Here is a 13613-nt window from a genome sequence, read left to right on the forward strand (position 1 = left end):
AACCAATCGCCTATGATCAAAAAAAGCCAATGATGAACATTGGCCCTTGTTGGCAAATAGAAAGTTTCTCAGGCTACACTATTTGCTGGCGTTTAATGCAATTCCAATTACAAAAAACATTCTAATTTATGAAAAAAACATTACATGCGTTACGTATGATAGGAAAATTCTATCTGTACGGGTTCGTAGTCCAATTATTTTTCCTGAATTTCATCCATGCAGCACCCTCCAAAGCTCAGGAATCATTGGATTTAACCAAAGTACATCTAAGTCTTAATTTAAATCAGACTTCTTTAGAACAAACTTTTGAAGAGATCAGCAGCTTAACTGATTTTGAATTTAGTTATAAGGAAAAGCTAGTAAGGAATGCTTTGCCAGTGAGTATTAATGTCGAAAACATTTCGCTTGAGGAGGTTTTGATGGGGCTGTCCAGAAGTCATCAACTCTCTTTCAAGCAGGTCAATGGCAATATAAGTGTAGTAGCAAGGGATGTGGCTGGTAGTCAGCAGGCTTTGATAAAAGAAATTACTGTAAAAGGACAAGTTGTGGATGAGGTAAATAATCCTATTCCCGGCGTAACAGTTTTGCAGCAAGGAACAAGTAAGGGTACTGTAACTGATCTTGATGGTAACTATACCCTTAGTGTTGATGAAAACAGTTCTTTGAGCTTTTCATTCATCGGATATGTGACAGAGATTGTGCCGGTCGACGGGCAATCCATCATAAATGTCCAACTGATGGAGGATACCAAAAGCCTTGAAGAAGTAGTAGTTGTGGGATTTGGTGAGCAGAAGAAGGCTAATCTTACCGGTGCAGTAACGACAGTGGATTCTAAGGTTTTGGAGTCAAGACCAGTTCAAAGTGTGGGGCAGATGCTTCAAGGGGTTATTCCAGGATTGAATTTTCAAACTGCCGGCCTGGGAGGTGAATTGAACCAAAATCTCAGCTTTAATATCCGTGGTAATGGTACTATCGGAGCGGGCTCAAATTCTGCGCCATTGGTTTTGATCGATGGAATGGATGGTAACCTAAATGCTTTGAACCCTCAGGATATAGAAAATATTACGGTGTTGAAAGATGCGGCAGCGGCTTCTGTTTATGGTTCAAGAGCTGCTTTTGGGGTTATTTTGATCACTACAAAAAGCGGTAAAAAGGGTAAGGTAAAAGTGAGTTATAATAATAACTTCAGGATGTCCAAGCCTATGGGACTACCAGAAATGATGGATTCTTTCACCTTCGCCAACTACTACAATGAGGCAGCCATCAATGCTGGTAGAACTCCTGTATTCAGTGATGAGGTGATGGAAAGAATTGTGCAGTACCAAAACGGTGAAATTGATTACGCCACTGTTCCAAATAACAATGGAAACCGTTGGCAGTATTATTCAGGGTCTCATGGTAATACAGATTGGTTTAAAGAACAATATAAATCCCAATCATTTTCTCAAGACCATAATTTAAGCGTGAATGGTGGTAATGAGAATGCTACCTATTTCCTTTCTGCCAATTATCTTGATCAAGGAGGTTTATCACGCTATGGTGGTGACCACTTTAACAGGTATTCATTAGCAGGTAAGTTCAATATCAAAATCAATGAGAAGGTAAGCTTTAATTATAACTCGAGATTTGTAAGGGAGTATTTTACCAAGGCTACCCATTTGAATAACCTATTCTACCATAACGTGGCCAGAAGATGGCCTACCGTTCCTTTAAGAGATCCTAATGGTTATTTCTCTCAGCCTAGTGAGATCAACCAAATGATACAAGGTGGTACCCAGGACAACTATAAGGATTTTTATTATATCCAGGGACAGGTGAAATATGCTCCAGTTAAAAACTGGAATATTTATGCCAGTGGTAATTATAGGATTATCAACCAAAATAATGCTGGCAATTATCTGCCTGCTTATGCTTATGATGTAGAAGGAGAGCCTTTTGCTATCCCTGTGTTCTGGTCTTCTGCAGGACATACGGCAGTTTCTGAGTATAACCGTAAGGACAATTATTTTAATTCTAATATTTACTCGGATTATTCCTTCGATTTAAATGAAGATCACCAGTTTAAGGTAATGGCTGGGTTTAACTCGGAACTGAATAAATACAGAACTGTTCAGGCAGCTAGAACAGGGTTGATCACCCCAAATGTAGTTTCCATTAATACGGCAACAGATAATTTTACCAATGGAGGTGAGTATAACCATTGGGCAACAGCAGGTTTCTTTGGTAGGGTAAACTATAACTATAAGGAGAAATACCTTTTTGAATTCAACTCCAGATACGATGGGTCTTCCAGATTTATCAGAGATAAACGTTGGAATTTGTTTAATTCAGCTTCTTTGGGATGGAATATTGCCAGAGAGGAGTTTTGGAATATCGATCAGGTTCAGATGTTGAAACTGAGAGGTTCCTATGGTGAACTAGGTAACCAAAATACCAATAGTTGGTACCCGTTCTATTTGACTCAACCCTTTTCTGTTAATAATGGAAGTTGGTTGATCAATGGTGCCAGACCAAATACCTCTTCTGCTCCAGGCATCATTAGTCAGTTCATGACTTGGGAGAGAGTGAAAAGTTATAATGTGGGGATTGATGTGGGGGTATTGGACAACCGATTATTGTTGAATTTGGATTATTATAACAGATATACTCTTGATATGGTAGGGCCTGCAGAGGAATTGCCAGTAATTCTGGGGACTGGTGTGCCAAGAGTAAACAATGCCGATTTGAAGTCTTATGGTTTTGAATTGGAAATTAACTGGAGAGATAAAGTTGGAGACCTTTCATATAATATAAGAGGTGTGCTCTCTGACGATCAACAAAAAGTGACCAAGTATCCAAATGATACCAAGAATCTTTCTCAATGGTTTAGTGGTAGAAAAAGTGGCCAAATTTGGGGTTATACCACATTAGGTATTGCCAAAACCGATGCAGAAATGGATGCTTATCTAGAAAATGTCAGTCAAAATCAAATGGGCAATAACTGGCAAGCAGGTGATATTATGTATGCAGATATCAATGGTGATGGAACCATCAATAGCGGAAACAATACCCTTGATGATCCAGGAGATAGAAGGGTGATTGGTAATAGTACCCCGCGATTTAGGTATGGATTAGATATTACTGGCCAATATAAGAATTTTGATTTCAGAATTTTCTTCCAGGGCATTGGAAAGCGTGACTGGATGCCAAATGGCCCTTATTTCTGGGGTGCTGGTGGACAAAACTTATGGCAGTCTGCAGCATTTATGGAGCATATGGATTTCTTCCGTGATGAAAATTCTCCAATGGTTCAGGCCGGAGCTGCTGAAGTTAATTTGGATTCTTATTTCCCAAGATTGGCCTTTGATAGAGGACAAAATAACCAAACACAAACCAGATATTTGCAAAATGCAGCTTATCTACGTCTGAAAAATCTTCAGATTGGTTATTCTTTGCCGCAGTCGATACTTTCCAAAGTGGGGATGGGCAGAGCTAGGTTCTATGTTTCTGGTGAAAACCTCTTGACCTTCACCAAGATGTCCAAAATATTTGACCCAGAAACAGTTGGGTTGAGTGGATGGAATGATGGTAAGACCTACCCATTTGCGACGGTTTACTCATGTGGTCTGAATATCAACTTCTAAACGCAATTTCAATATGATTAAGAATAAATTTGTATTAAGACTATTCCTGATTGTTGTTGGATCAGCACTTTTGGGAGCTTGTAATGATTTTCTAGATCGTGAGCCATTATCAGTGGTTACGCCAGATGCCTTTTTAAATAGTGAGGCTGATTTAGCATCCTATACTATCAATGCTTATGGATTTCCTACGCATTCAGGATGGAATGTGGGGACTTTTGGATATGATAACCATACCGATAATCAGGCAGCAACTGATGCCAGCAATATCTGGATGCCAGGAGAAAAAAGGGTGCCTCAGTCAGGTGGTGCCTGGAACTTTGGTTCTATCCGGAATATGAATTATTTCCTTGAAAATGTGGTGCCAAAATGGAAGGCTGGTGAAATATCCGGTAATAGTACCAATGTGGACCATTATGTTGGAGAAGGATATTTTCTAAGGGCTTATGAGTATTTTGAAAAGGTACAGACTTATGGTGATTTCCCTATTCTAAAGACTTCTCTTCCTGATGACAAGGAAATGTTGATTGAAGCTTCTGTAAGGGAACCAAGAAATGAGGTAGCCAGATTTATCCTATCAGATTTGGATTCAGCGATCATGCTATTGTCCGAAAATCCTCCGGGAGGAACCAATAGGCTTTCCCGAAAAGCTGCTTTATTGTTCAAGTCCAGGGTGGCTTTGCATGAAGGTTCTTGGTTGACTTACCATAAAGGTACAGCCCATGTTCCAGGTGGTGCGGGATGGCCAGGAGAAGGATATTCCTTGAATATCGATGAAGAAATCAATTTCTTCCTAACTGAGGCAATGGATGCTGCTGAAGAAGTGGCAGATCAAGTAGAATTAACCGTTAACATGAAGGATGACGGCTATGATTCCTCAGGTAATCCTTATTTTGCCATGTTCGGTTCCCAAGATTTGTTTGGCTATTCCGAGGTATTGTTTTGGAGAGCTTATGATCCTACTCTTGGGTTAAACCATAATGTAAATGCTTATGTGAACCAAAATGGAGGTAACACTGGATTTACCAGAGGGTTTGTAGATAATTTCTTGATGTCCAATGGGTTGCCGATTTATGCGGCTGGGTCTGGTTATCAGGGAGATGATTTTATTTCTGATGTAAAAGTAGATAGAGATAACCGTTTGCAATTGTTTATGAAAACTCCAGGAGAGTTGAGGATAAATGACGCCACAGGTTCTGATGGATCTCCTTTATTGATAGGGGAGCCAAATATCCTAGATATTAGAGAATCTCGGTATGTAACAGGTTATGGCCTTAAAAAGGGTATGAGTTATAGAAATGACCAAGCTACAGGAAATGTTGGTGAGACCGGTTCTATTGTCTTCAGAGCAGCGGAAGCATATCTTAACTATATCGAAGCATCCTATATCAGGGATGGTGCGATCAATGGTAAAGCGGATAGCTATTGGAGAGCCATTAGAAATAGAGCTGGTGTGAATCCAGATTATATGGTTACGGTAGGAGCTACAGATATGTCAGTGGAGGCAGAGAATGACCTTGCTTCTTATTTTGCTGGTGTGATGCTTACCGATCCGATACTGTATAATATAAGGAGAGAAAGAAGGTCTGAATTGATAGCTGAAGGAATGAGGATGTTTGATTTGAAGCGTTGGAGAGCTTTGGATCAATTGAAAACTGATCCATATATCGTGGAAGGGTTCAAATTGTTTGGCCCAATGGAAGAATGGTATGAAAATGAAGATGGTACCAGTACATTAATTCCAGCAGGTACTTCAGGAACGCCAAATGTTTCCAATCCTAATGAAAGTGAGTATTTGAGACCATACCGAATCAATTTGTCTTCATCTAATTTTGTTCAGGATGGTTATAAATGGGCTTATGCACATTATTTGGAGCCTATCGCTATTCAGCATTTTATTATCACTACACCTGATGGTTCTGGATCCCCAGAAAACTCAGTAATATATCAAAACCCGGGATGGCCTTTACAGGCTAATTCTGCAGCAATCGAATAATTAAAAGCATGTCAAAGAGGTCACAGGAGGGGTGTAAGCCTTTCCTGTGCCCTCTTTTTTATGTTTAAAAGATTTTTTTGACTGTATATTTTTAGAACATTACCAATAAACCAAAATGCAAAAACTACTTTATAGAATTAAAATTTCTGGAATTTCCATGATTCTTTGTTCCATGGTTTTTTATTCATGCAGCAAGGGGAATAAGGGTATTATCGATGACCCTGCACCGGATGATGAAGAGGTGAAATGGGAATTGATTTTTGAAGATGAATTTGAGGGGGAGGAGTATAATGGTGATAATTGGGCTAGCTATCAGACGCAGCCTTGGTCTTCCCCATGGAATATGTATGTGCTTCCCAATGAAAAGGAATTGGCTGAAGTTAAGGATGGCAAGCTGCATATTAAGGCTAGGTGGAATGAGGAAACTGACTTACCTGAAACAGGGGCCATACAAACCAAAGACAAGTTTAGTTTTACCTATGGTAAGTTAGAGGTCAAAGCCAAATTTTTCCATATGGGCAAGGGTGCATGGCCAGCTATTTGGTTGATGCCCCAAAACCCGGTTTATGCTGGCTGGCCCAGTGGAGGGGAGATTGATGTGATGGAGCATTTGAATACTGATGATATGGTTTATCAAGTGGTCCACCAATCCGCTTCGGAAGATGAAAAGCTGGAACCAGCACCATCTATGACCACAAAGGTGGATTTGGAAGATTTTAATACTTATGGCATTATCAAATCACCAGATAAAATTGAATTTTATGTCAATGGTGAAAAAACCATGACACATAAAAAAGGTAGTGATAATGCAGGTATGTGGCCATTCGAAACCGATTTTTATATCATCCTCAATCATGCATGTGCAGATAAGGGCCAATCAGGAAAATACTTCTGGCCGGGATTAGTAAGCTCTACGGATGACTTTCCCTATGAAATGGTCATCGATTATGTAAAGGTTTGGGAAGAAGTTGAAAAATAATAATTAGATATAAATAATATGGATTTAGCGATATCAGGTGACGGATTGATATTTTGGCAAATTTTAGGCTTCCTTATTTTTGGTGGAGTAATTTATGCAGGAATAAAACTGTATATAGTTATTTATAGGTATTTTAAGAATAGGCAATAAAAATTATCTCATATACAAATTACCTTATGTTTGTCAGAACGAATGTTTGCAGGAAATTAAGCCGCCTAAACTATATTCTAGGATGCTTAGTCCTTTTGGTTACCAGCAATGAAATTTATGGACAGGAATCTTCAGATGCTTTTCAGGCTCGCTACGAAGCTAAAGAGTTGATGGATGCCCCTGTGAAGTTGATTCCTTATCCAAGAGAGGTGAATTGGTCTGGTGGCAATATGAATTTTCAATCTATTTCAGTAAAGAACCCAAGTTCAGTATCCAGGCTGATAGAAAAGGAACTATATGAAATTTTTAATAGTCACAGGGTCGAGGTCAATCCGGAGGCCAATTATAGTTTGGAGTTTTTGCAGGAAACTAGCCTTGCTGATGAAGCCTATAAATTGTCTGTGACTTCCCGAAAAATCACGGTGGTTTCAGCAACTGAAACCGGTCAATATTATGCCCTTAAGACTTTGAAGCAACTTATTAGCCTTAAAGGAATTCAGCCGTTTTGCCCTTTTGTAAGATCAGTGATGCGCCTGCTTATCCGTTAAGGGGATTTATGATAGACGTGGGGAGGAATTATCAGTCTTTGGAACTGCTTAAGGAGCAGCTGGATATTATGGCTGATTATAAATTGAATACTTTTCATTGGCATTTAACTGATAGGCCAGCATGGAGAATTGAAAGTAAAATCTATCCCCAATTAACCGAAAGCTCTAATCATAGGTCTAGCCGAGATCCTGGTATGTACTATACCTATGAGGAAATCCGGGAATTGATCGCTTATGCAAATGATAGGGCAATTCGAGTAATACCGGAAATTGATATGCCAGGCCATAGTGATTCCTTTATTACCTCAATGGGTTTCCGCATGGAATCCGAAAAGGGAATGGAAGCATTGGAAAATATTTTGCAGGAGTTTTTTGAAGAGATTCCTTATGAAATGGCCCCGATCATCCATATAGGTTCAGATGAGGTGCATATTCCTAATCCGGAGGAGTTTATTACTAGGATGGTCAAAAAGGTGCAAAGTGATGGTAGGGAAGTGGTGGTTTGGAGTCCTGGCTTAAAGACTGATAGTTCCGTGATCAGGCAGTCCTGGGGAGCAATGGATACTACCAATATGACAAAAGGGATCAAAGAAATTGACTCCAGGAAAAGCTATATCAACAGTGGTGAGCCAATGACCTATGTCAATAAGATTTTCTTTAAGCCGATTATGGCGGCTCCCGGTAATGAAGCAATAGGCGGTATATTATGCTTATGGCCTGATGTAAACCTGAGAAAAGGTATGGATGCATTTAAGGAAAACCCGGTTTATTCAGGCCTGCTGACCTTTGCTTGGGCAACTTGGACAGCGGATATTCTGGCTGCTCCCCAAGAGTATTGGACAATGATGCCTAATAAGGAGACTGAAGCAGCAGACTATTTTTCTGCTTTTGAGGAATATTTGATGGTGCATAAGGAAGGGTATTTTAAAGGGTTACCATTTTCTTATTTACCGCAAAGTGATAAGGAGTGGAGGCTAGCAGGTCCCTTTAATATGGAGGAAGAAAAGAAATTCCTAAAAGCTTTGGAAGATGGGGCAAAAATGGATGGTCAGGACTTGGAATGGAAAGATGCTAGAGGGAATACATTAATCATCACTGACCGATTCAATTTGGGCGGATATTATCCTGAAGCAAAACCAGGGGAAAGCGTGTATGCCTTGACCTATATTCATAGCGATAGGGATAGATCAGTGCCTGTCTGGATAGGCTTTGAAACACCGATGCGAGCCAACAGGATTTTTACTGGAATAGCTGAAAATGGCAGCTGGGATATCAATGGAGGTAAGATCTGGTTAAATGACCAAGAATTGGAAGGGCCTCAATGGGAAAGACCAGGGTGGAAGCCAAGTAAACAAGAAGGCTGGGGCAGCAAAGTGGACCAGGAAATACCTTGGACAGTAGAGGAACTTTATTGGACCAGAGATCCTGCAATGATTAGTCTAAAAAAAGGTTGGAATAAAATTCTGGTCAGAATACCAGGGGCTACCTCTTACCAAAACTGGATGTTTACCTTTGTTCCGTTGGAAATGGATGGATGGAAGTTTTCACCAAAACCTGAATAAGTCCAGATTTCATTTTGAGTATCAAGCAAGAGATGAGGAGTAAAATATATATGTAATATGGGTAAGAATCTCCTTGTTTCTTTAATTTCTTTTTGAGAAATATATTTTCCTTTTGAGAAAAAATCATAAAGGTGATAAATTAGTAAATCTTAAACTCTTTAGGTTTAAGCAGTTTAATTGAATACGGTCTGATCCAAACTAGAAATTAAATTTTCCATGAAAATACAATTAATAACAGGTTTGCTTTGCGCAATGACAATTGCCTGTAACAGCAAAATTGAGGGTAATTATATGCCCCCAGCATCAACCATAGCCATTGATGCTGATGATACTGAAGACAGCATTCGTATCAAGGCTGCCCATGTGGTTCCTACAGCCAATCAATATGAGGCTTTAAAGGATGAATTTATAGCATTTGTCCATTTTGGTCCGAATACCTTTTCGGGCATGGAATGGGGATCTGGATTTGAGGAGCCAAGTATTTTTGAATTGGAAAATCTGGATACGGATCAGTGGTGCGAGGCCATGAAGGATGCAGGAATGACCAAGGTGATCTTGACGGTTAAGCACCATGATGGTTTTGTGATTTGGCAATCAAGGTATACGGAACATGGTATTATGTCCACAGAATTCCAAGATGGCAAGGGGGATGTGCTTAAGGACCTTTCTGCTTCCTGTGAGAAATATGGTTTGAAATTGGGCGTTTATCTTTCTCCTGCAGATTTATACCAAATTGAGAATGAAGAGGGGCTATATGGCAATCTTTCCAAGAAAACTGAAAGAACCATTCCAAGAGCAGTTGAAGGAAGGCCTTTTGAAAATAAGACCACTTTTGAATTCAAGGTAGATGATTATAATGAGTATTTCCTCAATCAGCTTTTTGAGTTGTTGACGGAATATGGAAGAATTGATGAGGTTTGGTTTGATGGGGCGCACCCGAAAAGAAAGGGCGGACAGACCTATGATTATGCCGCATGGAAAGAATTGATCAGAGAACTTGCTCCTCATGCGGTCATCTTTGGCCGTCAGGATATCAGGTGGTGCGGAAATGAGTCAGGCAAGACCAGAGAAGCAGAATGGAATGTGATTCCTTACCAAGAAAATCCTAATGAAATGAACCGGTTCGAGGATATTACTGGTGAAGAGGTAGCCAGTCTAGAAAAACTATATGATGCGAATTACCTGCATTATCAGCCTGCAGAAACCAATACTTCAATTAGGGAAGGTTGGTTTTATAGGAATGATGATGAACAGGGAGTAAGAAGTGCAGATGATGTCTTTGACATTTATGAACGCTCTGTTGGAGGAAATTCCATTTTCTTGCTCAATATTCCACCTAATACTGATGGATTATTCCCTGAAAGGGATGTGGCTGTGCTGAAAGAGGTAGGCAAAAGAATACGAGAAACATACAGTAAGGATTTATTGGAGGAAGCAGATGGTGAACCGGCTTTATTGGATAATGATCCAAAATCCTTTGTATTGCTGCCCAATCAAGAAGAGGGCTTTATGATAGAAAATGATGAGGCCATTACCCTTAATAGATTTATGATCCAGGAAGCGATCAGTACACATGGTGAAAGGGTTGCCTCCTTTGCTTTGGATGCTTGGGTTGATGGTGCTTGGAAGGAAATTGCAGAAGGAAAGAATATTGGTTATAAAAGGATCCTGCGTTTTCCCGAGGTGACTACTGAAAAGTTAAGGGTAAGGATTTTAGATGCTAGGTATATTCCAGCAATAGCTGAGGTTTCAGCATACCTATACCATACCAGGCCGCCACAATTGGTCATCAGTAGAATTAGAGAAGGGGAAGTAAGCATCAGTGCTGCAGCTGGATCATTTACTTGGAAAACCTACGATCAGGATATTGCAGGAAGTTTGAATCAAGATTTGTCCATTCATTATACTTTGGATGGGGCTGAACCTAACAAATCATCCCCAACCTACGATGGACCATTTGAATTTGGTCATGGTACAATAAAGGCCATTGCTTTTGGAAAAGAGGATAAGGGGCCTATTGCAGAGAAACTCTTTGGGCTAGGTAAAGCTAATTGGAAGGAGGTTAGTTCAAGCAGTGCATCACAAGGATTTGAGGCTAATAAAGCCTTTGATGAGAATATAGAGAGTTATTGGAAAACTGATAAGAACAGAAACTCTGGCCAAAGTTTGGTATTGGATTTAGGGGAGACCATTGATATTACAGGCTTTACCTATGCACCACCATTGAATGATAAAAAGGGTATGATTCAAGAAGGTAAATTCTATGTATCTGAAAATGGTATAAGCTGGGTCCTTGCAGATGGCTTTATTTTTGGAAACCTGATCAATGATCCTTCTGAAAGAAGGCATGAATTTGAAAAGGCATTCCCAGCAAGATATGTGAAGATTGAAGCCAGCCGGATATCAGGGGGAAATAAAAGGGCTGCCATAGCTGAAATAGGGATATTAGTCGAATAGTTTGAATGCCCTGCAAGAAATTGCAGGGCATTTTTTGTTTTTAGAAAGTTTGATTTTTTGTATTCGTAAATTTTTAGTCCCTTATGCCGTATTAAATTTTGAATTAATCTTTGAATTATAGGAGAATAGGTAATTCATTTTGATTTTATATAAGGAAATAAAGGTTGATAGATGTTTTTTGAAAGGTTTGTGAATTTTTAAATTTTGATTCCTGTTGTTTTTGCGTTTTATTATTGTTTAATTAGATGGAAATAGTATTAAATATTTTAAATCCTTATGGATTTATAGAGTTTGTTGAAGAGAAATAATTAGTAAAAAGGGAAACAAACATCTCATAAGCATGAATGAGGAATTGCAGTTAGTAGAAGAAAAAAACTCAAGCAGTCTAAGGTTGTTGAGCCAAGACTATCAGCAAATGAGTGATGCTGCAATTTGGTCGGCTTTTAAAGCTGGAAATGAATCCGCATTTATTTTCATTTACCAGAAATTTTTTGATTCACTATTTGAATTTGGTGGCTTATTCTGCAGGAATGAAAACTTGGTTAAGGATGCCGTACAAGAACTGTTCATTGAGATAAGAAAGTCCAGATCAAAATTAGGAGGTACCAATAATATCAAGTTTTATTTGTATAAATCCTTAAAAAGAAGGGTTTTGAAAGAGCAAAAGTCCGGGTTTTATAAATTACTGGACTTAAAGAATGATTATTCATTTTCTGTTCAATTTTCACATGAGCAATTGTTAATTGATAGACAGCTAAGTCAGGAGATGGTTGAGAAATTAAATAAGTCTATTCAACAATTACCTCCCAGAAAACGGGAAATTATTTATTATTTTTATTACGAAAATCTTTCCTACCAAGAAATAAAGGAGATCATGGGCTTTTCAAATGTGAAATCTGCTCGGAATTTGCTTTATAATGCTTTAGATTTTTTGAAAAGCAGTTTGCTTTAAGCTTTATTATTTTCCACTTTCTTAAAAATAACTTGCCTTTATTAATGTTTCAAATGATTCATTTTCAAGGATTTTTGGTTTTTTTCAAATTTATTTCAGAAATATAGATGTCATTTTGAATGTTTTCTTCTTATATCTATAGAAGATAGAAAATTATTTAAATGAATCAATTAACCGAATTTTTAACTAATCCTGAGTTTGTCAGATGGGTTAAAAACCCTGATGAGGAACTGGATTTGTATTGGTCTAACTGGATAAAAGCAAACCCTTCTAGGATTAATGATATTAAACTAGCGAGAGAAATTGTTTCAGGTATTGGCTTCCATCTGAAATCTCCTTCCCAAGAAATAAAGGATGAGGTTTTGAATAATATATTGAGTGATAAGGTGAGAGGACAAAATGGAGACCTTCTATTTAATAGTCCAAAGGATGACATCATTCATTCCTACCTGTCGTGGTTTCAGTACAAACAAATTTACCGCGTTGCCTCCATTATTATTTTGGTTTTCGGGCTTTCATTCATTTTTCATTCTCTTTGGAATTGGAGTAACAAGGCTCCAGTTGAGCAGGTAGTGGCCATGTTAGAAAAGTCCACTAAGCAGGGAGAGCGACTTAATTGTAAACTACCAGATGGAACAATAGTTCAGCTCAATAGTAATAGTTCGATTCGCTATCCAGAGGATTTCAAAGGTGAATCAAGGCCTGTGGAATTGAATGGAGAAGCATTTTTTGAAGTGGCACATAACCCTCTAAAACCATTTAGGGTAACTTCTTCTGATCTGGTGACCACAGCACTCGGAACCTCATTTAATATTAACAACAAAAATGATGTGATTTCGGTGGCACTGGTGACGGGTAAAGTGGAGGTCAAAAACTTAGCTGATAAGGGAAGGAACTTACTAAAGCCTGGTCAAGAATTAATTTATTCCGCTGAATCCAGAAAGACCAATATAGGGGAATTTAATATGAACAGTGTCCTTGCTTGGCGAGATGGGATATTAGTGTTCAGTGAAAATAATTTTGAAGAGGTAATAGAGGGATTGGAAAATTGGTATGGGGTAAGCATTAATTATGAAGGTAATCCAAAGCGGGAATGGAATCTTTCTATACAGTTTGATAATGCCAGCTTAGAAAGGGTCTTGTCCAGGATTGCTTATATCGAAAAGTTCAATTACGAAATGAATGATAAAACAATTACAATCAAATTTTAACCAAATGGAAATAGAATACTCAAACACCTCATGAAAAAACCTACCGGAAAATCCGGTAGGTCGTAGCGTGATGATTAACAGTGTGTTGCATTGGGGAATGGAAAACAACTGATTAACATCACCCTACATTAAATTATT

8 protein-coding genes are annotated in these 13613 nt (G+C 38.6%); all 8 read left to right on the forward strand.

Features of this window, described 5'->3' with window-relative positions; all coding sequences use genetic code 11:
• Nucleotides 1-128: 128 nt before the first annotated feature.
• The 8 genes from H7U17_RS04330 (at nucleotide 129) to H7U17_RS04360 (ending at nucleotide 13475) form a co-directional block, all read left to right on the forward strand.
• Entirely contained in the window at nucleotides 129-3623 is a 3495-nt protein-coding gene (locus H7U17_RS04330) for a TonB-dependent receptor (protein ID WP_230981262.1), read from the forward strand.
• 13 nt (nucleotides 3624-3636) lie between these two features.
• Nucleotides 3637-5616 carry a RagB/SusD family nutrient uptake outer membrane protein gene (locus tag H7U17_RS04335; RefSeq protein ID WP_186755238.1) on the forward strand — a complete coding sequence of 660 codons (1980 nt, stop codon included), beginning with the start codon at nucleotides 3637-3639 and terminating at the stop codon, nucleotides 5614-5616.
• 115 nt (nucleotides 5617-5731) lie between these two features.
• Nucleotides 5732-6595 (forward strand): glycoside hydrolase family 16 protein, encoded by an 864-nt coding sequence (locus tag H7U17_RS04340; protein ID WP_186755240.1) that lies wholly within the window; start codon nucleotides 5732-5734, stop codon nucleotides 6593-6595.
• A gap of 176 nt (nucleotides 6596-6771) precedes the next feature.
• Nucleotides 6772-7293: a glycoside hydrolase family 20 zincin-like fold domain-containing protein gene (locus tag H7U17_RS20560; protein ID WP_222439133.1), complete on the forward strand. Its 522-nt coding sequence runs from the start codon at nucleotides 6772-6774 to the stop codon at nucleotides 7291-7293.
• Nucleotides 7251-8855 (forward strand): family 20 glycosylhydrolase, encoded by a 1605-nt coding sequence (locus H7U17_RS04345; RefSeq protein WP_222439134.1) that lies wholly within the window; start codon nucleotides 7251-7253, stop codon nucleotides 8853-8855. Before H7U17_RS20560 ends, H7U17_RS04345 begins: the two co-directional genes overlap by 43 nt.
• A 216-nt stretch (nucleotides 8856-9071) precedes the next feature.
• Nucleotides 9072-11312 (forward strand): alpha-L-fucosidase, encoded by a 2241-nt coding sequence (locus H7U17_RS04350; protein ID WP_186755247.1) that lies wholly within the window; start codon nucleotides 9072-9074, stop codon nucleotides 11310-11312.
• A gap of 340 nt (nucleotides 11313-11652) precedes the next feature.
• Nucleotides 11653-12264 (forward strand): RNA polymerase sigma factor, encoded by a 612-nt coding sequence (locus H7U17_RS04355; protein WP_186755249.1) that lies wholly within the window; start codon nucleotides 11653-11655, stop codon nucleotides 12262-12264.
• Between the two features lie 161 nt (nucleotides 12265-12425).
• Nucleotides 12426-13475, forward strand: a complete 1050-nt coding sequence (locus H7U17_RS04360) for a FecR family protein (RefSeq protein ID WP_186755251.1) — start codon at nucleotides 12426-12428, stop codon at nucleotides 13473-13475.
• The last annotated feature ends 138 nt before the right edge of the window (nucleotides 13476-13613 follow it).

The sequence above is a fragment of the Echinicola salinicaeni genome, from assembly GCF_014280965.1.
Classification (GTDB): domain Bacteria; phylum Bacteroidota; class Bacteroidia; order Cytophagales; family Cyclobacteriaceae; genus Echinicola; species Echinicola salinicaeni.

Excerpts from the sequence above, each read along its gene's own strand:
- H7U17_RS04330 (WP_230981262.1), top strand. The coding sequence starts at position 129 with ATGAAAAAAACATTACATGCGTTACGTATGATAGGAAAATTCTATCTG.
- H7U17_RS04335 (WP_186755238.1), top strand. The coding sequence starts at position 3,637 with ATGATTAAGAATAAATTTGTATTAAGACTATTCCTGATTGTTGTTGGA.
- H7U17_RS04340 (WP_186755240.1), top strand. The coding sequence starts at position 5,732 with ATGCAAAAACTACTTTATAGAATTAAAATTTCTGGAATTTCCATGATT.
- H7U17_RS20560 (WP_222439133.1), top strand. The coding sequence starts at position 6,772 with ATGTTTGTCAGAACGAATGTTTGCAGGAAATTAAGCCGCCTAAACTAT.
- H7U17_RS04350 (WP_186755247.1), top strand. The coding sequence starts at position 9,072 with ATGAAAATACAATTAATAACAGGTTTGCTTTGCGCAATGACAATTGCC.
- H7U17_RS04355 (WP_186755249.1), top strand. The coding sequence starts at position 11,653 with ATGAATGAGGAATTGCAGTTAGTAGAAGAAAAAAACTCAAGCAGTCTA.
- H7U17_RS04360 (WP_186755251.1), top strand. The coding sequence starts at position 12,426 with ATGAATCAATTAACCGAATTTTTAACTAATCCTGAGTTTGTCAGATGG.